The sequence below is a fragment of the Streptomyces sp. NPDC049887 genome, from assembly GCF_040656535.1.
Lineage (GTDB): Bacteria > Actinomycetota > Actinomycetes > Streptomycetales > Streptomycetaceae > Streptomyces.
Genome location: NZ_JBFAMM010000026.1, coordinates 43,774 through 68,093, shown reverse-complemented (window position 1 = coordinate 68,093; position 24,320 = coordinate 43,774). Strand labels below are relative to the sequence as shown.

20 protein-coding genes and 2 pseudogenes are annotated in these 24,320 nt (G+C 73.5%); 14 read left to right on the top strand and 8 right to left on the bottom strand.

Annotated elements, in window-relative coordinates; all coding sequences use genetic code 11:
* The first annotated feature begins 106 nt into the window (after positions 1–106).
* The 3 genes from tuf to AB0J10_RS26835 all read left to right on the top strand — a co-directional run bounded on the left by tuf (position 107) and on the right by AB0J10_RS26835 (position 3,182).
* Positions 107–1,276, top strand: coding sequence for an elongation factor Tu (gene tuf / locus AB0J10_RS26845; protein ID WP_363065040.1), 1,170 nt, complete (start codon positions 107–109; stop codon positions 1,274–1,276).
* Positions 1,277–1,342: 66 nt separating this feature from the next.
* Entirely contained in the window at positions 1,343–2,248 is a 906-nt protein-coding gene (locus AB0J10_RS26840) for a patatin-like phospholipase family protein (RefSeq protein WP_363065039.1), read from the top strand.
* An 88-nt stretch (positions 2,249–2,336) separates the two neighbouring features.
* A complete protein-coding gene (locus AB0J10_RS26835) occupies positions 2,337–3,182 on the top strand; it encodes a fused MFS/spermidine synthase (protein WP_363065038.1) in 846 nt (281 codons plus the stop codon).
* Positions 3,183–3,273: 91 nt separating this feature from the next.
* Here AB0J10_RS26835 and AB0J10_RS26830 read toward each other — a convergent pair whose 3' ends face one another.
* Both AB0J10_RS26830 and AB0J10_RS26825 read right to left on the bottom strand, forming a co-directional pair.
* Positions 3,274–4,581, bottom strand: a complete 1,308-nt coding sequence (locus tag AB0J10_RS26830) for an MFS transporter (protein ID WP_363065037.1) — start codon at positions 4,579–4,581, stop codon at positions 3,274–3,276.
* Between the two features lie 43 nt (positions 4,582–4,624).
* Positions 4,625–5,650, bottom strand: coding sequence for a hypothetical protein (locus AB0J10_RS26825; protein WP_363065036.1), 1,026 nt, complete (start codon positions 5,648–5,650; stop codon positions 4,625–4,627).
* A gap of 94 nt (positions 5,651–5,744) precedes the next feature.
* Here AB0J10_RS26825 and AB0J10_RS26820 point away from each other — a divergent pair, with 94 nt between their 5' ends.
* The 4 genes from AB0J10_RS26820 to AB0J10_RS26805 all read left to right on the top strand — a co-directional run bounded on the left by AB0J10_RS26820 (position 5,745) and on the right by AB0J10_RS26805 (position 8,443).
* A complete protein-coding gene (locus tag AB0J10_RS26820; RefSeq protein WP_363065035.1) occupies positions 5,745–6,200 on the top strand; it encodes a DUF4442 domain-containing protein in 456 nt (151 codons plus the stop codon).
* 252 nt (positions 6,201–6,452) lie between these two features.
* Positions 6,453–7,166 (top strand): DedA family protein, encoded by a 714-nt coding sequence (locus AB0J10_RS26815; protein ID WP_363065034.1) that lies wholly within the window; start codon positions 6,453–6,455, stop codon positions 7,164–7,166.
* Between the two features lie 19 nt (positions 7,167–7,185).
* The gene (locus AB0J10_RS26810) at positions 7,186–7,722 is read left to right on the top strand and encodes a gamma carbonic anhydrase family protein (protein WP_363065033.1); all 537 of its coding nucleotides are present in this window, start codon (positions 7,186–7,188) and stop codon (positions 7,720–7,722) included.
* A gap of 547 nt (positions 7,723–8,269) precedes the next feature.
* The gene (locus tag AB0J10_RS26805) at positions 8,270–8,443 is read left to right on the top strand and encodes a CsbD family protein (protein WP_363065032.1); all 174 of its coding nucleotides are present in this window, start codon (positions 8,270–8,272) and stop codon (positions 8,441–8,443) included.
* 113 nt (positions 8,444–8,556) lie between these two features.
* Here AB0J10_RS26805 and AB0J10_RS26800 read toward each other — a convergent pair whose 3' ends face one another.
* A complete protein-coding gene (locus AB0J10_RS26800; protein WP_363065031.1) occupies positions 8,557–9,774 on the bottom strand; it encodes an aromatic acid exporter family protein in 1,218 nt (405 codons plus the stop codon).
* A 162-nt stretch (positions 9,775–9,936) separates the two neighbouring features.
* Between AB0J10_RS26800 and AB0J10_RS26795 the strand changes: the two genes are divergently transcribed.
* Complete coding sequence (locus AB0J10_RS26795; protein WP_363065030.1) at positions 9,937–10,674, top strand: acyltransferase; 738 nt, start codon at positions 9,937–9,939, stop codon at positions 10,672–10,674.
* Positions 10,675–10,720: 46 nt separating this feature from the next.
* On the opposite strand, the gene AB0J10_RS26790 is transcribed toward AB0J10_RS26795, so the two are convergent.
* Positions 10,721–11,587: a DMT family transporter gene (locus AB0J10_RS26790; RefSeq protein WP_363065029.1), complete on the bottom strand. Its 867-nt coding sequence runs from the start codon at positions 11,585–11,587 to the stop codon at positions 10,721–10,723.
* Positions 11,588–11,679: 92 nt separating this feature from the next.
* Here AB0J10_RS26790 and AB0J10_RS26785 point away from each other — a divergent pair, with 92 nt between their 5' ends.
* Positions 11,680–12,252 carry an XRE family transcriptional regulator gene (locus AB0J10_RS26785; protein WP_363065028.1) on the top strand — a complete coding sequence of 191 codons (573 nt, stop codon included), beginning with the start codon at positions 11,680–11,682 and terminating at the stop codon, positions 12,250–12,252.
* Between the two features lie 295 nt (positions 12,253–12,547).
* Here AB0J10_RS26785 and AB0J10_RS26780 read toward each other — a convergent pair whose 3' ends face one another.
* Complete coding sequence (locus AB0J10_RS26780; protein ID WP_363065027.1) at positions 12,548–12,955, bottom strand: CoA-binding protein; 408 nt, start codon at positions 12,953–12,955, stop codon at positions 12,548–12,550.
* A 79-nt stretch (positions 12,956–13,034) separates the two neighbouring features.
* Here AB0J10_RS26780 and AB0J10_RS26775 point away from each other — a divergent pair, with 79 nt between their 5' ends.
* From AB0J10_RS26775 to AB0J10_RS26760, 4 genes and pseudogenes are all read left to right on the top strand, one after another.
* Positions 13,035–13,661, top strand: coding sequence for a YigZ family protein (locus AB0J10_RS26775; RefSeq protein ID WP_363065026.1), 627 nt, complete (start codon positions 13,035–13,037; stop codon positions 13,659–13,661).
* A gap of 178 nt (positions 13,662–13,839) precedes the next feature.
* Entirely contained in the window at positions 13,840–15,006 is a 1,167-nt protein-coding gene (locus tag AB0J10_RS26770) for an exonuclease SbcCD subunit D (RefSeq protein WP_363065025.1), read from the top strand.
* Positions 15,003–18,338: an SMC family ATPase gene (locus AB0J10_RS26765; protein ID WP_363065024.1), complete on the top strand. Its 3,336-nt coding sequence runs from the start codon at positions 15,003–15,005 to the stop codon at positions 18,336–18,338. Before AB0J10_RS26770 ends, AB0J10_RS26765 begins: the two co-directional genes overlap by 4 nt.
* 37 nt (positions 18,339–18,375) lie before the next feature.
* Positions 18,376–18,633, top strand: a pseudogene (locus AB0J10_RS26760) (SDR family oxidoreductase); the annotation flags it as partial.
* A 109-nt stretch (positions 18,634–18,742) separates the two neighbouring features.
* On the opposite strand, the gene AB0J10_RS26755 reads toward AB0J10_RS26760, so the two are convergent.
* Together AB0J10_RS26755 and AB0J10_RS26750 are read right to left on the bottom strand one after the other, a co-directional pair.
* Positions 18,743–20,431 (bottom strand): DUF885 domain-containing protein, encoded by a 1,689-nt coding sequence (locus AB0J10_RS26755; protein ID WP_363065023.1) that lies wholly within the window; start codon positions 20,429–20,431, stop codon positions 18,743–18,745.
* A gap of 4 nt (positions 20,432–20,435) precedes the next feature.
* Positions 20,436–20,999 carry an Lrp/AsnC family transcriptional regulator gene (locus AB0J10_RS26750; protein ID WP_363065022.1) on the bottom strand — a complete coding sequence of 188 codons (564 nt, stop codon included), beginning with the start codon at positions 20,997–20,999 and terminating at the stop codon, positions 20,436–20,438.
* Positions 21,000–21,059: 60 nt separating this feature from the next.
* Here AB0J10_RS26750 and AB0J10_RS26745 point away from each other — a divergent pair, with 60 nt between their 5' ends.
* The gene (locus AB0J10_RS26745) at positions 21,060–22,319 is read left to right on the top strand and encodes a PLP-dependent transferase (protein WP_363065021.1); all 1,260 of its coding nucleotides are present in this window, start codon (positions 21,060–21,062) and stop codon (positions 22,317–22,319) included.
* Here the strand turns inward: AB0J10_RS26745 and AB0J10_RS26740 are convergent.
* Positions 22,294–23,649, bottom strand: a pseudogene (locus AB0J10_RS26740) (GNAT family N-acetyltransferase); the annotation flags it as partial. The gene AB0J10_RS26745 and the pseudogene AB0J10_RS26740 overlap by 26 nt on opposite strands.
* Between the last annotated feature and the right edge of the window lie 671 nt (positions 23,650–24,320).

The window sequence follows — 24,320 nt, the reverse complement described above, 5'->3', positions numbered from 1 at the left end:
CGGATCGTCCGGCGGACCCCGCAGGGGGAGGGTCGGTACGGCCCAGGGGTCCCCCTCCGAGACGCGGAGTCCATCTTTCGAGTTCCGGGAAGGAACTGCGACAGCCATGCCCAAGACGGCATACGAGCGCACCAAGCCGCACCTCAACATCGGCACCATGGGCCACGTCGACCACGGCAAGACCACCCTGACCGCGGCCATCACCAAGGTCCTCAGCGAGCGCGGGACCGGCACCTTCGTGCCGTTCGACAGGATCGACCGCGCCCCGGAGGAGGCGGCCCGCGGCATCACCATCAACATCGCGCACGTCGAGTACGAGACCGACACGCGGCACTACGCCCACGTCGACATGCCCGGGCACGCCGACTACGTGAAGAACATGGTCACCGGTGCCGCCCAGCTGGACGGCGCCGTCCTCGTCGTCTCGGCGCTGGACGGGATCATGCCGCAGACGGCGGAGCACGTCCTGCTGGCCCGTCAGGTCGGCGTCGACCACATCGTCGTGGCCCTGAACAAGGCCGACGCGGGCGACCCCGAGCTGACCGACCTCGTCGAGCTGGAGGTGCGCGAGCTGCTGACCGCGCACGGATACGGCGGGGACTCGGTGCCGGTCGTGCGGGTCTCCGGTCTCAGGGCCCTGGAGGGCGACCCGCGCTGGACGGCCGCCGTGGAGGCGCTGCTCGACGCCGTCGACACCTATGTGCCGATGCCGGTCCGCTACACGGACGCGCCGTTCCTCCTTCCGGTGGAGAACGTCCTCACCATCACCGGCCGGGGCACGGTCGTCACCGGGGCGGTCGAGCGGGGCACCGTCCGCGTCGGTGACCGGGTCGAGGTGCTCGGGGCCGACTCGGCCACGGTCGTCATCGGTCTGGAGACCTTCGGCAAGCCCATGGACTCCGCGGAGGCCGGGGACAACGTGGCCCTGCTGCTGCGGGGCGTTCCGCGTGACGCGGTCCGCCGCGGCCATGTGGTGGCCGCTCCCGGCAGTGTGACGCCGAGCCGTCGGTTCACCGCACAGGTCTATGTGCTGTCGGGTCGTGAGGGAGGCCGGACGACACCCATCACCACCGGCTACCGGCCGCAGTTCTACCTCCGGACGGCGGATGTCGTCGGGGACGTGGACCTGGGAGGGGCGGCCGTCGCCCGGCCGGGCGACACGGTCGACATGACGGTCGAGCTGGGACGTGACGTGCCGTTGGAGCCCGGTCTGGGATTCGCGATCCGCGAGGGCGGCCGGACGGTGGGCGCGGGCACCGTCACCGGTCTGGTCTGACGCACGGGGGTCCGCCGCCCGCCTCCACGGGCGGCGGATCCGCCCCGTACACGTCACACTGCATCCATGGCGGACATGGATCACAGGGATGCGAAGCCGGGTACCGACGGGGGAGCACCGTCGGGGCGACGGGAAACCGCGCTCGTGCTCGGTGGGGGCGGGCTCGCCGGCATCGGCTGGGAGATCGGCGTCCTGCACGGTCTCGCCGAGGCCGGGGCGGACGTCTCCGCGGCCGAGCTGGTCGTCGGTACGTCGGCGGGATCCGTGGTCGGCGTGCAGCTCTCCTCCGGGCTGCTCACCCTTCCGGAGCTGTATGAGCGTCAGCTCGCCGATCCGGAGGGGGAGGTCCCCGCCGGCATGGGGCCCAGCGTGCTCGCCCGCTACGTCTGGGGGGTGCTGCGCTCGCGCGACGCCGAGGCTTACGGCGCGCGCATGGGACGGCTCGCGCTGTCCGCCCGCACCGAGCCGGAGGAGGCCCGCCGAGCCGTCTTCGCGGCACGGCTCCTCACCCACGAATGGCCCTCGGCGCGCCGACTCGTCGTCACCGCGGTGGACGCCGTCACCGGGGAGTTCCGCGCGTTCGACCGGGAGAGCGGGGTGGGGCTGCTCGACGCCGTCGGCGCCAGTTGCGCCGTGCCGGGAGTCTGGCCGCCCGTCACCATCGACGGGCGGCGCTTCATCGACGGCGGGGTGCGCTCGTCCACGAACGCGGATCTCGCGACCGGGTACGGCACGGTCGTCATCGTCGCGCCCATCTCGGTCGGCGGCGGCCCCGTGCCGTCCGCACGCACCCAGGCGGCCCGGCTCGCCGCGGCCGGGGCGCGCGTCGTGCTGATCACCCCGGACCGCGCGGCCCGGAGGGCGTTCGGGCGCAACGTCCTCGACCCCGCGCGCCGGGCGCCCTCCGCCCGCGCCGGCCGTGCCCAGGCGGTCGCGCACGCGGATGCCGTACGGGCGGTCCTGCCGGTCTGAACCCGGTCAGGCCACCGAGTACCGGGCCTTTCCGGCCCCGGACCCCTCCGGCGTTCGCGAGGGCGCCCATGGGCGGACAATGGGCAGGGTGGACGACCCCATTCCCGTCGAGCGGGCCGTGGACAACGGCACCGCCAAGCTCCTGCCCGACGTCGACCGGCCCCGCGCCTGGCTGCTCACCGTGGAGGGAGCGCCGCAGTCCTACGTCGACCTGGACGATCCGACGCATCTGGAGTTCGAGTACGCGCGGCGGCTCGCGCACGTCCTCGACGGAACGGGGGAGGAGGGCGTGCCGCTGGACGTGCTGCACCTGGGCGGCGGTGCCCTCACCCTGCCCCGGTACGTCGCGGCCACCCGCCCCGGCTCACGGCAGGACGTGGTGGAGGCGGACCGCGGCCTGCTGGCACTGGTCGCCGAACGACTGCCGCTGCCGCCCGGCTCGGGGATATCCGTGCACGCCGCGGACGCCCGCGTGTGGCTGGAGCGGGCGCCCGAGAACTCGGCGGACGTCCTGATCGCCGATGTCTTCGGCGGCTCGCGCGTACCGGCGCACCTCACCTCCCGGGAGTACGCCGTGGCCGCCGGCCGCGCCCTCCGCCCCGGCGGCGTCTACGCGGCGAACCTGGCCGACAGCGCCCCGTTCGGATTCCTCCGTTCCCAACTGGCCACCTTCGCGGACGTGTTCCCGGAGCTCGCCCTGGTCGCCGAGCCGGGAGTGCTGCGCGGACGCCGTTTCGGCAACGCGGTCCTGCTGGCCTCGCACACGCCGATCGACGTCGCCGCCCTGGCGCGCCGCACGGCGTCGGACGCTTTTCCCGCCCGCGTGGAGTACGGCGCCGGCCTGCGGCGCTTCATCGGAGCCGCCCGTCCCGTGGACGACGAGGACGCGACGGGGTCGCCCGAGCCGCCGGCGGGATCGTTCGGCATCGGCTGACCTGTGCGTCCGGGCCCGGGGCCAGGACCGCTGCCCCTGGGCGCGGCGGTGCAGCTCAGGCACCCTCCGCACCCGGCGCGGGCGGGACGGGTCAGGTGGTTTCCCGCGTGTGGAGCTCGGTGGCCGTGCCGGCGGCCGCTACCGGGGCGGAGTCGTGCCCGGCCACGCGCTTCGTACGACGCGTCAGATTCCGTACGTCCGGGACCAGTAGCACCAGCGCCGTCACGAGGACGATCAGCACCGCGCAGCCCCACAGGGCGGTCTCCCGGCCGAAGAAGCTCTCCGCCGGACCGGCCAGGGCCGTCGACAGCGGCAGCATCGCGGTCGACCCGAACCAGTCGTACGCGGAGACCCGGGACAGCTTCTCCTCCGGGATCTCCTGGTGCAGCGTCGTCATCCACGCGACGCCGAACACCTCGATCGCGACACCGCTGAGGAACATGACCACGATCAGAGCGCCGATCGGCACCGGCACGGCGAGGGCCGCCGAGGGCAGCGCCAGCGGGAACACGCACAGCGTGCCGACGAGCAGCATCCGCCGGGGCTTCCAGCGCATCATCAGCAGTGCCCCGCCCAGCGTGCCCGCCCCGAACGCCGCCAGCGCCAGGCCCCACGGGCGAGCCCCGCCCAGCGACTCCTCGGCGACCAGCGGCCCGTACACGGCGTCGGCGGCACCCACGACCGCGACCACGACCGAGAACTGCGCCACGATCGACCACAGCCAGGGACGGCCGATGACCTCGCGCCAGCCGTCCCGCAGGTCGGCGAGCAGTCCGTCGCCGGGGGCCCGCTCCGGGATGTGACCGACGTCGAGGAACGCGCGGAGCGCGCCGGCGACCGCGAAGGCGGCCGCGTCGACGGCGAGTACCCAGCCAGGACCGACGGCGGCGATCATGGCTCCGCCGAGCGCCGCGCCGCCGATGCCCGCACCGTGCATCGCCATCCGGAAGAGCGCGAACGCCCGGCCGGCGTGCTCGCCCTCGACCGTCGACATCAGCATGCCCTCGGCGGCGGGGTTGAAGAACGCCTGTCCCGTGCCGCAGAGCGCGGTGAGCAGCATCATCTGCCACAGCTGCGGATCACCGGCCAGCACCAGCGCGGCGAACGCCGCCTGCGACACGCAGTTGAGGGCGTTGGCGGCCACCATCACCCGGTGCCGCGGCAGCCGGTCCGCGATCGCCCCGCCGATGAGCAGGAACAGCACGAGCGGGAGGGTGCGGGCCGCGGCGACCAGGCCCACGTCACCGCCGTCGCCGCCGGACTCCAGCACCGCGAACGCCGCCGCGATCAGCGCGCCGTGGGCGCCCAGGTTGGTGACGACGGCGGCGGCGGTCAGCAGTGAGTAGTTGCGGCCGGCCCACTCGGGGCGGCGGCGGAGGGGCGGCGTACGAGAAGTCACCCGGGGACTATCGCTGCCGCCGCCTCCGCTTGCCAAACGGGTTTCAGGACGACGGGATGTCCGCGAGCCGCACGGTGCCCAGGATCCGCTGGATCGTCGCGTCCGGGATCTCGCCCGTCACGCCCTTGTTGGCGTACAGGACCCAGGAGGCGAAGTCACCCTTGGCGTTCTTGAAGGAGAAGGCGATCGCCTTGCCGTCGCTGTCGCACTTGTTCTCCTTCTTCACCCCGATCGCGGTCGCCGTCGCGACATGGCCGCTGAGCCCCGACTCGGTCGTGTACGGCTGGGCCTTGGTGACCTTGACGGTGCCCTTGGGCTCCGTCTGGGCGTAGGCGGCCCAGACCCAGTTCCCGGCCTCGTTGTACGCGGCCTCGGCGGTGTCCTTCGCGCCCTGGCCGCCCTTGGTGCCGGTCGCCCCCAGTCCGGTGTCCTCGGCCTTGCCGTCGAGGTCGGAGTCGACGGAGCACCACTTGCTCTTGAAGTAGGCCGGCGCGGTCATCACGACGACGGGCGAACCGTCGCCCTTCTTCTCGTCCTCGAAGCCGGTGGCCACGCCCGTGCCGGCGACCTCCCAGCCCTCGGGCACGTCGAACTGCGTGCCGTGCTTGGGGTTGGTGACGACCTTCCAGCCCGGGACCGTCGGCTCGGCACCGCCCGAGCCGTCGCGCGGGTTGCCGGTGGGAGAGGCGGCCTCGGTGGGCCCTGACGACGACGCGGCGGGTTTGTCGCCGCCCGCGGCCTCGGGGCCCTCGTCGTCGTCCCGCAGCACCAGGGTGCCGGTGATCACGGCAGCGGCGACCACGGCCGTGGCGGCGGCGATCGCGACGACGACCGTCTTCTTCCTGTCCGGGGAGGGGCCGTCGGACTGCGGCGGTCCGGGGACGGTGTACTGCGGCGCGGTCGGCTGCTGGTAGGGACCGGGCTGCTGGTAACCCTGCTGGGGGTACCCGGGCTGCTGCGGGTAGCCCGGTTGCTGGTACGGGTTCGGCTGCTGGTACCCCGGCTGCGTGTAGGGGTTCTGGTCCTGCGGGTTCTGCTCGCCCCCGGGCGGCTGCTGTCCTGGCCACATGGCGAGTAACCATAGAGGTGCGGTGTGTTCGGTGGCACGTTCGCCCCCGTGAGGGGATGGCGAAGTTGTGCTACTCGTGGGTAACATCCGGGGCATGAGTGCAGACCAGATGTCCGTCGGTGAGCTGCTCGCCGCCACGGTTCCCATGGCCAGGACCCTGAACCTGGAGTTCCTGGAGACCTCCGCCCAGCGTGCCGTCGTCCGGTTGCCGGACCAGGCCGACTACCACAACCACGTCGGCGGGCCGCACGCCGGAGCGATGTTCACGCTCGCCGAGTCCGCCAGCGGTGCGATCGTGCTCGCCGCCTTCGGGGAGCAGCTGACCCGGGCCGTGCCGCTCGCGGTGAAGGCCGAGATCGCCTACAGGAAGCTCGCCAAGGGCGTCGTCACCGCCACCGCGACCCTCGGGCGCCCCGCGGCGGAGGTCGTCGCGGAACTGGACGCCGGGGGGCGCCCCGAGTTCCCGGTGACCGTCGCGATCACCCGTGACTCGGACGACGCGGTGACCGGTGAGATGACGGTCGTCTGGACGCTGCGCCCGAACGGCTGAGACGCCCCGGGGTGCGGTCGTCGGCGAGCCGCCCACGGCGAGGGCGGCGGGTCGCCGCGCCCTCCTCGGACGCCGGGTTCCGGAGCGTCCCGCGACCGTGGCCGGATTCGGGGGCGCCCTTCGCTCCGGGTAGGCTGCCCGGCGTGCGCCGCAGGGGGCGCGCTCCGGGCAGCCCGAGCCCGATCGCACACGGGCACGGGCATCCGCTCCTCGACCACGGGCCGGCGCCCGGGACGACGGGAGGATCCTGCATTGCACGTCCAGGAGTGGCTCGAGACCGTGCCGGCCGTGGCCGTCTACGTCCTGGTGGGCGGGGTCATCGGACTCGAGAGCCTCGGGATCCCGCTGCCGGGCGAGATCGTCCTCGTCAGCTCGGCCCTCCTCGCCTCCCAGCACGGCGACATCAACCCCTGGGTCCTCGGCACCTGCGCCACCGCCGGCGCGATCGTCGGCGACTCGATCGGCTACGCCATCGGCCGCAGAGGCGGACGGCCCCTGCTGACCTGGTGCGGTGGGAAGTTCCCCAAGCACTTCAGCGAGGCCAACATCGCGCTGGCCGAGCGGTCCTTCCAGAAATGGGGCATGTGGGCCGTCTTCTTCGGTCGTTTCGTCGCCCTGCTGCGGATCTTCGCCGGCCCCCTCGCGGGCGTGCTGCGCATGCCGTACTGGAAGTTCCTCATCGCCAACGTCTTCGGCGGCATCCTCTGGGCGGGCGGCACGACCGCCGTCGTGTACTCGGTCGGCATCGTCGCCGAGGCGTGGCTGAAGCGCTTCTCCTGGCTGGGACTCGTCCTGGCCGTGGCCTTCGGCCTGACCTCCATGCTGGTGCTGAGGAGCCGGGCGAGGAAGGCGGCCGCACGCGCCGGGGCGGCCCGGGCCGACGACCCAGCGGCAGCGGCGACCGACCCGGCGGACGGCGCGGCCGCGGCATCGCCTACGGTGCACGCGGGCGCGGCACGGAAGTAGCAGGGGTGAGGAGAAGGCGATGGCTGAGCGCGAGCGGGCACTGATCTCGGCGGTCGGCGGCAAGGAACCGAGGATCTCCCCGGAGGCGTTCACCGCGCCGACGTCCGTGGTGATCGGGGACGTCACCATGGCTGCGGGCGCGAGCGTCTGGTACCACACCGTGCTGCGCGCGGACTGCGGGCCGATCGTCCTCGGGGCCGACAGCAACATCCAGGACAACTGCACCGTCCACGTCGACCCCGGGTTCCCGGTGACCGTCGGCGCACGCGTCTCCGTCGGCCACAACGCCGTGCTCCACGGCTGCACCGTCGAGGACGACGTCCTCGTGGGAATGGGCGCGACCGTCCTCAACGGCGCCCACATCGGCGCCGGGTCCCTCGTCGCGGCGCAGGCGCTGGTGCCGCAGGGCATGCGCGTGCCGCCGGGCTCCCTCGTCGCCGGCGTCCCAGCCAAGGTCAAGCGCGAGCTCACCGACGAGGAACGCGAGGGCATCAAGCTCAACGCGGCGATGTACCTGGAGCTGGCGGAGGGGCACCGCGAGGCGGCCGACGGCTGACGCCGAGGGCGGCCGGAACCTCGGCCATCGGGCCCGTCCGACGGCGCATCCCTCCGGACCGACCGGGCAGGAGTCCCCGGGCCGCCGCAACCGGGGGAAGGGGCGAGGGAACCGGGGGACGAGCGGCAAGGGCTCATCCCTCGGCCGGTGAGCCGGTCGGCCCCGCGCCGGACTCGCGCCTCACGGTGCACCAGCTCGGGCATTCCCCGCCGTCATGCGGGTACCCGCACGCGCGCAGCGTCCGAACGACCTCCGAAACACCCGGAAGGCGCAGTCATGACCACCCCGCAGGAACCGCCCCCGGACGGGCCCGAACCGGTGCCGAGCGGTCCCCGTCCCGTACCTCGTGATCCCCAGCCGCCCGAGCCCTCGCCGGACCCGGCCCCGCCGGCCGACCCCGAACCGGGCACCCGTCCGACGCCGGAGCCGCCGGACTGACGGCCGCCTCTCGACGGCCCGTGTGCCCTTCGTCACCGATTGCGAACCCTGGGTGACAGGCGCAGGGTGGACGTGCCAGTCCACCCCCCACGCTGAAGGGACAACCGACATGGGCAAGGCAAAGGCCAAGGCGAAGCAGGCCAAGGGCAAGATGAAGGAAACCGCCGGCAAGGCCATGGGCGACCGCCAGATGCAGGCGGAGGGCCGTGGCGAGCAGATGGCGGGCAAGGCCCATGAGGCCGCGCACGACGCCGGCGAGCGGATGAAGAAGTCCGGCCGCTGAGCCGGGCCCGCGCCGCTCATGCCCGGGGCGGCCGCACCGCATGTCGTGGCGGTGCGGCCGCCCCGGTGCGTTCCCGGTTCCGCCGACGCACCGGGGCGCCTCGGGCACCGGCCTCATCCGCCGTTCCGCCCCACGCTTCGGCGGATCCGGACCTTCAGGTCGTCCAGCCACCTGCGGCTCGACAGACGCTCGCGGGCGTGCCGGTCCAGTTCCTCGATGAGGCGTTCGGAGCGCTTCTCCACGTCGAGCTCGTCGAGGATCCGGTCCGCCTCCGCGAGCAGGGCCCCGTGCAGCTGCCAGTTCGTGTGGTCCTCGCGGAGGCCGTCGAGCAGCATCGCGGCGACGCGGTCGCGGCAGGCGCGCCCCTCGGCGAGTTCCGCCGACAGCCGGGTCTCGGCGTCCGCCCCGGTGACCGACATCTGGGTGGTGATCAGGGCCGTGAAGGCCGCGATGGCGTCGGACAGATGCCCGAACAGATCCTGCAGCCCCCTGGTCGCGGCCGGCGGGAAGATCGTCCCCTGGGGCTGGGTCTTCGCCAGGTCCGTGAGCGTCCGGCAGGAGACCCGAAGGATCACGGCGCAGATCTCCAGCGCGTCCAGCCCGGTCCTGAGGACGACCCTGGAGAGCACCGGCTCCTTCACCCGCGGGTTGAACCGCAGGCTGTCCTCCGCCTGCCTCAGCGCGGCGTCGACCTGCACGATGTCGTGGTCCAGCCGGCGGGCCTCGTGCAGTCTGGCCGCCGCCTGCGCCACCGGCGTGTGCTCGCCCAGTTCCTCGGCGATGTGAGCCAGCAGTCCCCGCATCCGCTCCGACAGGTCGCTGATCGCGGCACTGGCGTCGCTCACCCAGACGGGCGGCACGAAGAGCACGTTGAAGAGCAGCCCGACCACGGCGCCGATCAGGGTCTCCAGTACCCGGTCCCAGCCCGTCTCGGTCACCTGCGTCACGCCGAGGACGAGCATGGCGCTGATCGCCACTTCGGGCACGAACTCGCCGACCTTCACGAACCGCCCGATCACCAGCGAGGCGAGGATGACGAGCCCCAGACTCCACCAGCTCAGCCCCACCAGAGCGCTGAAGCCGATCGCGATCAGCACGCCCGCCACGACCGAGTTCACCCTCCGGATGCCGGTCGTGAGCGTCGAGTAGAGGGTGACCTGGACGACGAGGAGTGCTGTGAGCGGCGCGGTCAGGGGCAGTGCCTCGCCGCTCAGTTGGAGGGCGATGACGTAGGAGACGACCGCGGCGGCGGTGGACCGCACCGTCTGGACGACCGCCGGCTCCCGATGACGCCTCACCAGATCACGGAGCGGTTCGCGGGTTGCTGCCACCCTGCTTCTTCCCCCTCGTCGCCTCGTCGCGGATACGCAGGTCCTCCCACCCCAGACTGCCGTCTGGGCCGCCCCTCGCAATTCCGCGCGCCGTGCGACGTGGGGCGAAGATCACAGCGAGCGTCCCGGGCCGCCCGCTCCCGCGCCCACTAACGTGTCCTGGTGCCGAAAAACCGAAACACGTTCTCCTCGCTGACGGCCTGGTGGCGGCGGCTGCTGTCGCGGGCCGTGCACGGCGGCTGGGCCTGGGCGCGGGAAGCGGGCGCGGTGACCGCGGAGCGTCCCGGGCCACTGCGTTTCCGCATGATCGGCACCGGCACCCGACTGGCGTTCCCGCAGGGAACGGTGTTCGGCGAGGCGTGGATCGAGCTCGGCGAGCACTGCATCATCGCGGAGCAGGTGACGCTGACCGCGGGCATGATGCCCGGCCTCGATCTCGGGCCCGACCCGATCCTCACCCTCGGCAACGGCGTGGTGCTCGGCCGCGGCAGTCACGTCATCGCCGACACGACGGTGACCATCGGCTCGGACACGTACTGCGGCCCGTACGTCTACATCACCTCGACCAATCACAGCTACGACGACCCCCACACGCCCGTCGGCAAGCAGTGGCCGCGCGCCGAGCCCGTGGAGATCGGGCCCGGCTGCTGGCTCGGTACGGGCGCGGTGATCCTTCCGGGGGCCCGGCTCGGCCGTAACGTGGTGGTCGCGGCCGGGGCCGTCGTCCGCGGCGAGGTGCCCGACCACGCGGTGGTCGCGGGGGCGCCGGCCAAGGTGGTCCGGAGCTGGGATCCGGTGCAGGGCTGGCAGCCGCCGTTGAGGACCCCCGCGCCCCTGCCGATCCCGGAGGGCGTCACTCCGGAGCAGCTGGTCGCCCTCGCCGAGCTCGAGGAGCGCTGACCGGTCCGCCGTCCGGCGGGAGGGGGCGCTCAGCCCGTCGCCGCGCTCAGCCCGTCGCCAGGAGGAGCGTGCCGACGAGCGCGAGCCCGGCGCCGGCGGCCTGCACCGCACGCAGCCGCTCCTTGAGCACGCCGCGCGCCGCCAGGGCCGTGACCACGGGGTACAGCGAGGCGAGTACCGCCGCGACCGCGACGGGGCCCTGCTGCGCGGCGATCGAGTACGTGCCGTTCGCGGCGACGTCCGCCAGGCCGACGAAGGCGAGGGCCGGCAGCGAGCGGACGATCAGGTCCCGCCCGCCGTCCTCCGGCAGTGCGCGGCCCCCTCGCCTCACCGATGCGTACAGCGCCGCGCCACCCACCAGGACGTTCGTGACGCGCTGGACGAAGAGCGCCAGGAAGAGGCCGGTGATGGTGGTCGACGCCTCGGCGATGAGCGCCATGACGGAGCCGAAGCCGAACGCGGCGAGCAGGGTCAGCAGGACCGCCTGGCGCTGTACGGGCGCGCCCCGCAGCTCCGGGCCCCCCGCGAGCAGGACGCCCGCGACGGCGACGCCGATCCCGGCGAACTGCAGCAGCCCCGGCCGCTCACCGAGAAGCAGGCCCACCGAGACGGGCACGACCACCCCGAGCGACCCCAGTGGGGAGACCACGCCCATGGGGCCGAGGGCCAGCGCCTTGTAGAAGCTCAGCATCGCGACCGGCCCGACGACGCCGGCCGCCACCGCGTACCAGAGCTGGGGTCCCGCCTCGCTCCAGCCGCCGGTCGCCGCGACGGTCGCGCCGAGAACGACCACGGCGATCGTCTGCGAGACCACCACGACGGTCAGTGCGGGCGTGCGCCGCGTCAGCAGTCCGCCGCCGAAGTCGGCCAGTCCCCACAGGAGGCTGGTGGCCAGGGCGAACAGTGCTGTCATCGGTGCCTCGCAGTACAGTTCGGTGAACGATCGGGTGCACCACACCGTAGTGCAACACATTGAACTTATCCATTTAATATATTGGACGGAACGTGTCGGACCTCGACCAGCTCACGCAGTCGCTCGCCCGCAACCTCAAGCGCTGGCGCGGCGAGCGGGGTTTCACGCTCGACGCCCTCGCCGCCCGCTCGGGGGTCAGCCGCGGCATGATCATCCAGATCGAGCAGGCGCGCACCAACCCGAGCGTGGGCACGACGGTCAAGCTCGCCGACGCCCTCGGGGTCAGCATCACCACGCTCCTCGACTACGAGAGGGGCCCGCAGGTCCAGCTCGTACCGCGCGAGCAGGCCGTCCGGATGTGGTCGACCCCCGGAGGCAGCTCGACCACGCTCCTCGTCGGCACCGAGGCGCGGGGCCCGCTGGAGCTGTGGGCCTGGACGCTGATGCCGGGCGAGGAGAGCGCCTCCGATCCCCACCCCGACGGCACGGTGGAACTCCTGCACGTCACCTCGGGGGAGCTCACCCTGGTGGTCGACGGAGAGCCGTACCCGGTGCCCGCCGGAACCTCGGCGACCTACGAGGCCAACGTGCCGCACGTCTACCGCAACGCGGGCACCGAATCCGTGGAAATGACCATGGCGGTCTCCATCCCGCCCGTCCGCTGAGACGCCCGGCGGCGGGAGCACCGTCCGCCGTAGGCGTGCCCGCTGTCGGTGTCCCCGCGTGTGTCCCCCGTCGAAGACGCCGACCATGCCCGGCCCGCGCCCGACCGCCTCACCGCGCGGGTCGCCTGCGCCGTGCGGGGCCGGCGGGGGCGGCCCGGCCGATCGGCCGCCGTACCTCGGCACAGCCGTGGCGGTGTCCGTCGAGCACCACCGCGCCGACCTCCTCGGCGCCCCGGCCCACGGCGGCCGGTCCGTCGGCCGGACGCGGCGGCGAAGCCGACACGCCTCCCCACCCTCAGTCCAGCAGCGGGATCTCGATCGCCGGGCAGCGGTCCATGACCATCTCCAGGCCCGCGGCGCGGGTCCGCTCGTACGCCGCCTCGTCGATGACGCCCAGCTGGAACCACACGGCCCTCGCGCCCTTGGCCACGGCCTCGTCGGCCACCTGGCCCGCGAGGCCGCTGTTCACGAAGACGTCCACGACGTCGACGTCGAACGGAACGTCGGCCAGCGACGCGTACCCCTGCTCGCCGTGCACCGTCTCGGCCTTCGGGTGCACGGGCACGACGCGCTTGCCGTAGCGCTGGAGCACCGCGGCCACCCCGTGCGCGGCCCGGGACGTGTTGTTCGACAGCCCCACCACGGCCCAGGTGTCACCCGTCTGCGTGAGGATCTTCCGGATCGTCTCTGCGTCTGCGTACATGCCGGGGACAACCGGCCCCCCGGGCCCGCCATTCCCGCCCGCCGGCCGGGTGGGTCGGAGAGCGGCATAGGGTGGCGGGATGCAGGAGCAGTACCGGACGGTCGCCGGTGAGGGCACGCACGAGACCGAGATCAACCGATCGCGCTTCATCTGCGCGCTCGCCCCGGCCGCGACCGAGCGGGAGGCGCAGGACTTCGTCGCACGCATCCGCCGGGAGCACCCGACCGCCACCCACAACTGCTACGCGTACGTCATCGGCGCGGACGCCGGCGTCCAGAAGGCGAACGACGACGGCGAGCCCGGTGGGACGGCCGGCCTCCCGATGCTGCAGATGCTGCTCCGTCGTGACATCCGCTACGCCGTGGCCGTCGTGACGCGCTACTACGGCGGCGTCAAGCTCGGCGCCGGGGGGCTCATCCGTGCCTACGGCGGTGCGGTGGGCGAGGCACTGGACGCGCTCGGCACCGTGACCAGGCAGCGTTTCCGGATCGCCACGGTCACCGTCGACCACCAGCGCGCCGGCAAGGTCGAGAACGATCTGCGCGCGACCGGCCGCGAGGTCCGGGAGGTGCGCTACGGAGAGGCCGTGACGATCGAGATCGGCCTGCCGGACTCGGACGTGGACGCCTTCCGCGCCTGGCTCGCGGACACCACCGCGGGGACGGCGGGGCTGGAGCTCGGCGGAGAGGCGTACGGCGAGGTCTGAAGCCGAGCAGCATAGCCCGGATCGAGGGGATCGCTCCCGGAAACGGGCGAAAGCCGAGCCTGCCGGGGAAGCGGACGTCCGCCGCCGCTAACGTGGTCGGTGCTTCCGGCGGACCTCGCGTCCGCCGGGCGCCGGCCTTCGGGCCGGGGAGGGGACACGATCGGGTCGGAGCCGTTTCTTGAGATTTCTGCACACGTCGGACTGGCACCTCGGGCGCTCGTTCCACAGGGTGGGCCTGCTCGGCGCACAGGGTGCGTTCCTCGACCACCTCGTCGCGACGGCGCGCGAACACGACGTGGACGCCGTGCTCGTGGCGGGGGACGTCTACGACAGGGCCGTACCGCCCCTGGCCGCGGTAGAGCTGTTCGACGGCGTACTGCACCGGCTCGCCGACGCCGGCGTGCCCACCGTGATGATCTCCGGCAACCACGACTCGGCCCGCCGGCTCGGAGTCGCCTCCGGGCTGATCGAGCGCGCCGGGATCCATCTGCGCACCGACCCGGCGGGCTGCGCCACCCCCGTGGTGCTGCGGGACGGGCACGGCGACGTCGCGTTCTACGGACTGCCGTATCTCGAACCGGCCCTCGTGCGGGACGAGTTCCGCACGAAAGGGGCGGGCCACGAGGCCGTCCTCGGGGCGGCCATGGACCGGGTGAGGGCGGACCTCGCGGAGCGGGCCCCGGGCACCCGCTCCGTCGTCCTCGCGCACGCCTTCGTCACGGGCGGCGAACCGAGCGACAGCGAACGGGACATCACCGTCGGCGGCGTCGCGGCCGTCCCCACCGGAGTCTTCGACGGCGTCGACTACACGGCCCTGGGCCATCTGCACGGCTGCCAGACGCTCAACGAGCGTGTGCGGTACTCCGGTTCCCCGCTCGCGTACTCGTTCTCCGAGACCCACCACCGCAAGACCATGTGGCTCGTGGAGCTGGGCCCGGCCGGCGAGATCGCGGCGGAACGGCTGGACTGCCCGGTGCCCCGGCCGCTCGCCCGCATCGAGGGCCGGCTCGAGCAGCTCCTCGCGGATCCGGCGCTGGCCCGCCACGAGGAGTCCTGGGTCGAGGCCACCATCACCGACCCGGTGCGGCCCGCCGAGCCCATGGCCCGGCTCGCCGGGCGCTTCCCCCACACCCTGAGCCTCGTCTTCGCTCCCGAGCGCAGCGGCGAGGACACGGTCGCCTCCTACGCCGAGCGGCTGCGCGACCGTGACGACCACCAGATCGCGGAGGACTTCGTGACCCATGTCCGCGGGGGCAGCGGCCCCGACGAGCGTGAACGGGCCCTGCTCCGCGGCGCCTTCGACGACGTACGGGTGGACACGGCCGTCCGCGAGGTGGCCGGGTGAGGCTGCACCGGTTGGAGATCACCGCCTTCGGGCCCTTCGGCGCACGGCAGCGGGTCGACTTCGACGCACTGTCCTCCGCCGGTCTCTTCCTGCTGCACGGACCGACCGGGGCGGGGAAGACATCCGTCCTGGACGCGGTCTGCTACGCCCTGTACGGCGCGGTGCCCGGCGCCCGGCAGAGCCCCGGCACCTCGCTGCGCAGCGATCACGCTCCCGTGGGTACGTACACCGAGGTGTGCCTGGACCTGACCGTGGGCGGTCGCAGGCTGGAGATCACCCGGCAGCCCGCGCAGCCCCGCCCCAAGAAGAAGGGCACCGGCTTCACCACCGAGAAGGCCCAGAGCCGGCTGCGCGAGTACGACGCGGGGCGCGGCGAGTGGAAGGCCCTCAGCCGCTCCCACCAGGAGATCGGTGAGGAGGTCGCCCAGCTCGTCGGCATGAGCCGGGACCAGTTCTGCCAGGTCGTCCTGCTGCCGCAGGGCGATTTCGCGCGCTTCCTGAGGGCGGACGCCGAAGCGCGCGGAAAACTGCTCGGCCGGCTGTTCGACACCCGCCGCTTCGCCCTGGTCGAGGAGCGCCTCGCCGAGCTGCGCCGAGCCGTCGAGCAGCAGGTGCGCGACGGGGACGAGCGACTGCTGGCCCTGGCCCACCGGATGCGGCAGGCGGCCGGTGGCACGGCCGGCGACTGGCCCGCCCCCGCGCACCGGCCGGGGGAACCCGGCCTGGCCGGCGCCGTGCTGCAGTGGGCCGCCGTGGCGCGCTCGGGTGCCCGGGAATCCCTCGCCGTCGCGGCCTCGGCCCGGACCGCCGCCGAGACCCGCCAATCCGCCGCCCGGCGCGCCCTGGACGCCGAACGGGAGCTGGCCGCACTTCAGCAGCGCCACGCCGACGCCGTACGGCGGGCCGGGGAGCTGGAGGACCGGCGTCCCGCGCTGGAACGCGTGCGGTTGCGTCTGGAGCAGGCCCGAAAGGCCGAACTGGTCGGGCCCGCGCTCCGGTTGCGCGAGGAAGCGGAAGAGGAGCACCGGGCCGCCGACACCGCCCGGCGGCGGCTGAGAGCCGCCCTTCCCGCGGAGCTGGCCGACGCGGGAGCGGAACAGCTCTCCGGGACGGAGCGCGAACTGCGCCAGGAACTGGGCGGCCTGGACGCCGCACGGCGAGCGGAGCGGCGCAGCGCCGACATCACCCGTGAACGCGAGGAACTGGACCGCCAGGCCCGGCACGACGACGGACTCCTCCAGGAGGCCGAGGGCTGGCTCGCCGAGTGGGACACGGTGCGCCGTGCGCTCCAGGGCCGGATCGAGGCCGCACAGGACGCCGCCACCCGGGCCGAACACCTCGCGGGTCGTCTGGAGCCGGCCCGCCGCCGGGTGTCCGCCGCCCGTGAACGCGACCGCCTCGCCGCCTTGGCCGAGGCGGTCGAGGAGGACCTCCGCACCGCTCGCGCGCGGGCCGACGCGGCTCGCGAGACCTGGCTCGACCTCAAGGAGCGCCGCCTGCGCGGCATCGCCGCCGAACTCGCCGCGGGGCTGGAGCCGGGGCACCCCTGCGCCGTCTGCGGTTCCGCCGAGCACCCCGCACCGGCCGAGGCCGGTGCGGAGCATGTCGACCGGGCTGCCGAGGACACTGCGTACGGCGCCTACGCCGCCGCCGACGGGGACCGAGCCGAGGCGGAGCGGCAACTGGCCGTGCTGCGCGGGTCCTTCACGGCTGCGAGGGAAGCGGCGCGTGGGACCGGTCCGGCGGACGTGCGTGAGGACGTGCGTGAGGGTGGAGAGCGCCGCACGGTGCCGTCAGCGCCGGAACCAGCTATTCCGTCACCGTCCGCGGCCCCCGACGAACTGCGCCACGGCGGGCGGCGGAACGGCTCCGGCGACCGGACCGCGGCAGGCGGTCCCGCCCCGGCACCTGACGACAGCCGCGCCTCGGAAGCCCGGCGGGACACCGCGTCCACCCCGGGCCGGTCCCTTGCGGAGGGGCTGCGGCCCCACCCCGTGGCCGTCGCCGACCACGAGGGCGCGGTCCACGGGACCGCCGCCGGGCGCGGGCACGGCGCCGACCCGGCCGTCGCGGATCTGGAAGCCGTCGTCGCCGGACTGGAGCGCGAGCACCGGGACGCCCATGTGCTGGCGGCCGGTACGCACGCGGTCCGCGAGGAACTGGACCGGGCCGAGCGGGAGTACGACGAGCGGCTGGCGGCACGGCGGGAGGCGGAGCGGCGCGCGGTCGCGCGGACGTCGCGGCGGGAAGCGCTGCTGAACGAGCAGGCCGCGCTGGACGCCGAGGTGGCCCGGGCCGTCGGCGGCTCCGGGACCGTAGCCGAACGCGCCGCGCTGCTGGAGCGCCGCATCGCGGTGCTGTCCGGGGCGGCCGAAGCCGTTCGCGCGGCCGACACCGCGGCCCGCCGGCTGAAGGAGGCCGACGACCGGCTCTCCGACGCGGCGTTCCGGGCCGGGTACGACACCCCCGCCGACGCCGCCGCCGCGCTCCTCGACGACGCGGAGCAGCGCGACCTCCGGCGGAGGCTCGACGCCTGGCAGGCCGAGGAGGCCGCGGTGGCCGACCGCCTCGCCGAACCGGAGCCCCGCTCCGCCGCGGCGCTGCCGCCCGCCGTTCCCGAGGCCGCGGCCCGCGCCGCCGAGGCGGCCGAGACCGCGCTGCGCGACGCCGTCTCGGCCCTCGACTCCGCCCGCGAACGCTGCGCGGAACTCGACCGGCTCTCCCACCGGGCCGCGGCCGAAGCCCGCGGGCTCGGTCCACTGCGCGACGAGTACGAGCGCGTCGCCCGGCTCGCGGGCCTCACCGCGGGCACCTCCGCCGACAACGAACGCAGGATGCGACTGGAGTCGTACGTCCTGGCGGCCCGGCTGGAACAGGTCGCGGCGGCGGCCACCGTACGGCTGCAGCGCATGTCCGCGGGCCGTTACACGCTGGTGCACTCGGACGCCCGGGCCGGAGGCAAGCGCTCCGGGCTCGGCCTGCACGTCGTCGACGCGTGGACCGGCAAGGAGCGGGACACGGCGACGCTGTCCGGTGGTGAGACGTTCTTCGCCTCCCTCGCCCTCGCCCTCGGCCTCGCGGACGTCGTCACCGAGGAGGCCGGCGGTGTGCGCCTGGACACCCTGTTCATCGACGAGGGCTTCGGCAGCCTCGACGACCAGACCCTCGACGAAGTGCTCGACGTCCTCGACTCACTGCGCGAACGCGACCGCAGTGTGGGCATCGTCAGCCACGTCGGCGATCTCCGCCGGCGGATCCCCGCCCAGCTGGAGGTGGTGAAGGAGCGCGACGGGTCCGCCGTGCGGCTGCGTTCGGCCCCGGACGGGGGCTGAGCGCAGCCGGGGGAGGGGCGAGGAGCCGCCCCCTCCTGCCCCGGCGTCCGCGACCAGGGCTCTCGCCACGGCTCTCGCCGGGCGTTCCATGACCGTGAACACGGTCAACCCCGGCCCCGTCGACACGGACCACCTCGCGGGCGAGACGTACGAGGCGATCGCCGCGTGCTTCCCGGCAGGCCGGTGGGGCACGCCGGACGACCCCGCACGGCTCATCTCCTGGCCGGCGACGGACGAGGCGGAGTGGGTAACGGGACAGGTCATCGACTCGGAAGGCGGCTTCCGGCGGTCATGACGGGTGCGGCGGTGTCCCCGGACGTCGCCGCACCACCGAGTCAGCACCCACGCCGTACGGGCGGACCGCCCGGCGGCCCGTACGGCGTGGGTGCGGCAGGACTCCTGCCTCAGAGCTTCGACAGTTCGTCCACCAGGTCGTCCAGCCCCAGCGGGCCCTGCGACAGCGCCGCCATGTGCCACGCCTTGGCGTCGAATGCGTCCCCGTGAGCGGCCCTGGCCCGCTCCCTGCCCAGCAGCCAGGCCCGCTCGCCCAGCTTGTATCCGATGGCCTGCGCGGGCATGGAGAGATAGCGCGTCAGCTCGCTCTCGACGAAGTCGGCGGGCCGCCCGCTGTGCAGGCCGAAGAACTCCTCGGCCAGCTCCGGCGTCCAGCGCTCGCCGGGGTGGAACGGCGATTCCGCCGGGATCTCCAGCTCCAGGTGCATGCCGATGTCGACGATGACCCGGCAGGCCCGCATCATCTGCGCGTCGAGGTAGCCGAGTCTGCGCTCGGGGTCCGGCAGGAAGCCTAGTTCGTCCATCAGGCGCTCGGCGTACAGCGCCCAGCCCTCCGCGTTGGCGCTCACCCCGCCGACGGTCGCCTGGTAGCGCGACAGCCGGTCGGCGACATGGGCCCACTGCGCGATCTGCAGATGATGACCCGGTACGCCCTCGTGGTACCAGGTCGAAACCAGGTCGTACACGGGGAAGCGGGTCTCGCCCATGGTCGGCAGCCAGGTCCGGCCGGGGCGCGAGAAGTCCTCGGACGGGCCCGTGTAGTAGGGAGCTGCCGCGCTGCCGGGAGGCGCGATCCGGGACTCCACCACCCTTACCCGGTCGGCGAGTTCGAAGTGCGTGCCGTCCAGCGCCTCGATCGCCTCGTCCATGAGCTGCTGCAGCCACTCGCGGACCTCCTCGACGCCCTCGATGTGGGTGCCGTGCACGTCGAGGTGTGCCAGCGCCTCCCAGGGGCCCGCGCCCGGAAGGATCCTGTCCGCCTCGGTCCTCATCTCGTCGAGCAGCCGGTGGTACTCCGCCCAGCCGTACGCGTACGCCTCGTCGAGGTCGAGTTCCGTGCCGTTGAAGAAGCGGACCCAGCGGGCGTAGCGCTCCCGGCCCACCGTGTCGGGCGCACCCTCGATCGCGGGGGCGTACACCTCCCGCATCCAGTCGCGAAGCGACCGGAAGGCGGAGGTGGCGAGAACCGCCCCGCTGTCGAGCTCGGCCCGCAGTCCGTCCGGGCCGCCCGCGACGAAGTCCTCGAACCAGCCGGGCCCGTCCGACCCGCCCGTCCATTCGTCGAGCTGTGTGATGAAGGCGGCCGTCGGGCGCGGACCGGCGGGGAGCTTGCGCTCCAGCCCGAGGGCCAGTGAGGCGCGATAGCCCTCGAGGGCGTCCGGGACGGCCCGCAGGCGTTCCGCCACCGCCGTCCAGTCCTCCTTCGACGCCGTCGGCATCACCGTGAAGACATTGCGCACGCTGTGCGCCGGCGAGCGCAGATTGCTGACGGTGCGCAGGCCCTCCTCGGCGTCGTGCACGGCGAGTTCGGCGCTGAGCCGTTCCCGCAGCAGACGGCCACAGCGCCGCTCCGCGTCCGAGCCGGCCCCGGGAAGCTTCTCCGCCTCGTCGAGCCGGACGAGCGTCGCGCGGGCGAGTTCGGCCAGGGCCTCCCGGCCGGCCGGGGAGAAGTCGGGGAGACGGCCCGCGCTCTCCGGAACTCCCAGGTAGGTACCGGTGATCGGGTCGAGGGCGATGAGTGCGTCGACGTAGGCGTCGGCAACCTGGCGGGGCAGCGCGCTGCTCGGTGTCTCTGGCATGCGCTCATCCTGGTACGGACGGGGGCCCGGCGTCATCACCGATCGATCTCACGGAAGCTCGGTCGGCTGACAAATGAGCATGCCTGGCGGGCTCTTGAGCGGGTGGGAGGAGGGGGCCGCACTCCCATTGCTGGAAGATCAGACGGGTCTCCACACGGGCGACTTCACGCCGCGACGTGAACTCGTCGAGCACCAGCCGCTGCAGGTCCGCCGTGTCGGTCACGGCGACATGCACCAGATAGTCGTCGGGCCCGGTCAGGTGGAAGAGCGCACGTGACTCCGGCAGGGCCCGGATCCGCTCGACGAACGGACCGATCAGTTCTCGGCGGTGGGGGCGCACCTGGACCATGAGGAGCGCCTCGAGCCCCCTGCCGAGTTTGGCTGGATCGAGCCGTAGCTGGTGCCCGAGGATGATCCCGCTGCGGCGCAACCGGCTCACCCGGTCCAGGCACGTCGACGGAGCGACACCCACCTCGGCGGCCACCTCCCGGTAGGTGGTCCGGGCGTCGTTCTGCAGGATGCGCAGTATGTGCAAATCGACCGGGTCCAGAGCGACAGAATCGGCCATGGCCCGAACGTAACACGACGCGATCGTCCTACCGCCCGGTAATTGTTCACAGTGCGCGCCATGGGAATCGCCGCCTCGAACGCCCCCGTACCCACCCGGGCGCTCGCCACCGAAGCCGTGCACGCCGGACGCGAGGACCTCGTGGAGCTCGGCCTGCACGCCGCACCGATCGACCTGTCCACCACCTACCCCTCGCACGACATCGAGGCGGAGGCGGCGCGCATCGACACCTTCGCCGCCACCGGCGGGCGGCTGGACGGTCCGCCCGTGTACGCGCGTCTCGACAACCCGACGACGGCCCGCTTCGAGACGGCGCTGGCCCGTCTCGAGGGCACGGACAGCGCGGTGGCCTTCGCCAGTGGTATGGCCGCCCTCACCGCGGTGCTGCTGGTCAGGGCCCCGATGGGGCTGCGTCATGTGGTCGCGGTCCGGCCGCTGTACGGCTGCAGCGACCATCTGCTGGAGAGCGGACTGCTCGGCACCGAGGTGACCTGGACCGACCCGGCGGGCGTCGCCGCCGCGATCCGCCCCGACACGGGGCTCGTGATGGTCGAGACCCCGGCCAACCCGACGCTGGCCGAGGCCGACATCGCGGCGCTCGCGCACTCCTGCGGCTCGGTCCCGCTGCTCGTCGACAACACCTTCGCCACGCCCGTGCTCCAGCGGCCCGCGGCGCAGGGCGCCAGGATCGTGCTGCACAGCGCGACCAAGTACCTCGGCGGACACGGCGACGTGATGGGAGGCGTCGTCGCCTGTGACGAGGAGTTCGCCGCCGCACTGCGTCAGGTGCGCTTCGCGACCGGCGGGGTGCTGCACCCGATGGCCGGCTATCTGCTGCTCCGGGGGCTGTCCACGCTGCCGGTGCGGGTCCGGGCCGCGTCGGTCACCGCCGCCGACCTCGCCCGCCGGCTCGCCGCGGACCCGCGCATCGCCCGGGTCCACTACCCCTCGGTCGGCGGCGCCATGGTCTCCTTCGAGGTGTACGGCGACCCGCGCGACGTGATCGCCGGCGTCCGACTGATCACGCCCGCCGTCAGCCTCGGCAGCGTGGACACGCTGATCCAGCACCCGGCCTCCATCAGCCACCGGATCGTGGCCGAGGGAGACCGGCGTGCCGCGGGGGTCAGCGACCGGCTGCTGCGGATGTCGGTCGGACTCGAGGACGTCGAGGACCTCTGGGCCGACCTGTGCCAGGCGCTCAGCGCTCGACGCGGCCCCGCTCGGACCGCTGGGGGGCGCACTCCCGCTCCTGGGGCAGCGCACGCGGTGCCTCGTGCGGAGGCCCCGGGCGAACCGGAGTCGCACCCAGCCGCGCGGTGATCACGAGGGTGCCCTCCTCTATCTGGTAGTCGAGCGGGAGGCCGAGCCCGCGCATGGCCGCGACCATGCCGGTGTTGGACGACTGCGTCACGGCGTACACGCTCTCGCACCCCGCCTCGACGGCCATCGCCACCAGCCGGCGCAGCAGCTCGGCGCCGATGCCGCGGCGCTGCCAGTCGTCCTCGACGAGGAGCGCGACCTCCGTCTCGTCGCCGTCCCAGAGCAGATGGCCGAGGGCGACGATGCGGCCGGACGCCGTCTGCACGGCGAGGGTGCGGCCGAACCTCGGGCTGAGGAGATGGTTGAGATAGCGGTCCGCGTCGCCGACCGGCCCGTGATAGCGCAGCCCCAGGGTCCGTGTGGAGCAGCGGTCGTGCATCGCGCGGGCGGCGGTGACGTCGCGCTGGTCGGCGCGGCGGACGGTGATCTCGTTGCCCTCCGGGAGCGTCAGCACGTCCTGACTGCGCGGGACGCGCGGGCCGAGGCGGGCGTCCAGCTCGACGAGGGCGCGGGCCCGGGCGAACTCGGTCGGGGTGAACGGCGGATGGGCACGCTCGACCGTGATCGTGCCGCCGTTCGGGTCGCGCAGCCGTATCACCGTCTCGTCCAGGACGCCCTCCTCGGGAACAGGTTCACCGTTCGGCCGACCCCCGAGGGATTCGGCGGGCAGCGAGTGGATGGTGCACCGGCCGAGCAACTGCCGGAGGGCGAGCGGAAGCTCGGCCGCGTCGAGGGCGGTCCGGGTGGCCAGCCCCAGTAGCCGGGTGGGGGTGTCGACCAGGTCGTGGGCGTCGGCGCGTTCGATCCAGGTACTGCTGCCGCCCGCGGCCGATACCGCTTGGGTGATCTCCTGGGCCTGGAGGGCGGCGGGCGCCCGCAGGAGGAACTCGTCGACCGTGCCGTCCGCCAGGGGGTGCGTCTGCAGCGTCAGGATGTCCACCCCGTGGCGCGCCAGGGCCGTGCACAGGGCCGCGAGGCTGCCCGGCTCGTCCCGGACGGTCGTCCGCATCCGCCACAGCGCGGTCTCGCGGGGAGCCGGTTCGCGCCTGCCGAACGAGCCGGCGGTCCCGGAGCCGCCGGCTCCGGGACCGCCGGTATCGGCGGTCGGAGGCGCATGGCTGTGGCGGCGCGCCCACCAGGTGTGGAAGGCCGCCGTGGCGATGAGCGCGACGGCCGAGAAGACGAGCAGGTACGGCCCGTCGGGGCCATGGGCGATCATGTTCGCTATGGCGTCGGCCACGGCGACGGCGGTGAACAGGGCGGCCAGTTCGACCAGGTCCCGCCGCCAGTGGTGTCGGCGAGTGCTCTTCACGGAGTTCACTTCAGTCATGCCATCACTGTGACCGAGTGGTGTTGCCTGATCACGAACGCTTTGTGACTGATGGGTTAAGGCCGGTTCTTGCATGTTATGGCCTGCTTTCTCCCTGAATCTGTCGTTGAAGGATCACGGCGATGACGCAAGGCGGTCAACGACCGGCCCGCCCGGGCGGACCGACCGGGAGGAGCCGCCCCGCGCGGCCGGCTTGTGGTGGCCTGCGGGCTCCTCGGAACGGGCCGCCGACACGGCGGCCCCGCACCGCTCCACGCGGTCGGAGGCCACGGAGAGCGCCCCGTGCCGCGCGGTGGACCACCGCCGTCCAGCACGCCGGGCAAGGCCGCGCCGGCACCGACCACGTCGTCGCGTACGCACCGGTCGCGGAGGCCGATCGGGCCGAGTCCGCTCCGGCCGGTTCGGCTCGACCGTACCAAGGGCGACGAGCTCCGCAACGTCATGTCCCAGCCGACCTGCGTCGAGTTGACACGGGTCGCGAGGACGGGCAGGGCGTGGACGGCGGCGAGCCGCTCCTCGGCATGACGGGCACCGGGACCGCGGGCGGGCGCCAGGTGGAGGGCCGGGCAGTGAGTGGCAGTGGCCGGGTCGGCACGTGTGCGCGGCCTCCCTCACCCGCCTCGCGGTACGGTGACCGGGCGTCGTGGACACATCCCGTCAGCTTCGGTCGG

What these genes read in the sequence shown, in the direction of transcription:
- AB0J10_RS26790 (WP_363065029.1), bottom strand. Translation starts at nt 11,587, where the DNA reads ATGACAGCACTGTTCGCCCTGGCCACCAGCCTCCTGTGGGGACTGGCC.
- AB0J10_RS26805 (WP_363065032.1), top strand. Translation starts at nt 8,270, where the DNA reads ATGGGCAAGGCAAAGGCCAAGGCGAAGCAGGCCAAGGGCAAGATGAAG.
- AB0J10_RS26745 (WP_363065021.1), top strand. Translation starts at nt 21,060, where the DNA reads ATGGGAATCGCCGCCTCGAACGCCCCCGTACCCACCCGGGCGCTCGCC.
- AB0J10_RS26780 (WP_363065027.1), bottom strand. Translation starts at nt 12,955, where the DNA reads ATGTACGCAGACGCAGAGACGATCCGGAAGATCCTCACGCAGACGGGT.
- tuf (WP_363065040.1), top strand. Translation starts at nt 107, where the DNA reads ATGCCCAAGACGGCATACGAGCGCACCAAGCCGCACCTCAACATCGGC.
- AB0J10_RS26840 (WP_363065039.1), top strand. Translation starts at nt 1,343, where the DNA reads ATGGCGGACATGGATCACAGGGATGCGAAGCCGGGTACCGACGGGGGA.
- AB0J10_RS26810 (WP_363065033.1), top strand. Translation starts at nt 7,186, where the DNA reads ATGGCTGAGCGCGAGCGGGCACTGATCTCGGCGGTCGGCGGCAAGGAA.
- AB0J10_RS26775 (WP_363065026.1), top strand. Translation starts at nt 13,035, where the DNA reads ATGCAGGAGCAGTACCGGACGGTCGCCGGTGAGGGCACGCACGAGACC.
- AB0J10_RS26825 (WP_363065036.1), bottom strand. Translation starts at nt 5,650, where the DNA reads ATGTGGCCAGGACAGCAGCCGCCCGGGGGCGAGCAGAACCCGCAGGAC.
- AB0J10_RS26820 (WP_363065035.1), top strand. Translation starts at nt 5,745, where the DNA reads ATGAGTGCAGACCAGATGTCCGTCGGTGAGCTGCTCGCCGCCACGGTT.
- AB0J10_RS26750 (WP_363065022.1), bottom strand. Translation starts at nt 20,999, where the DNA reads ATGGCCGATTCTGTCGCTCTGGACCCGGTCGATTTGCACATACTGCGC.
- AB0J10_RS26755 (WP_363065023.1), bottom strand. Translation starts at nt 20,431, where the DNA reads ATGCCAGAGACACCGAGCAGCGCGCTGCCCCGCCAGGTTGCCGACGCC.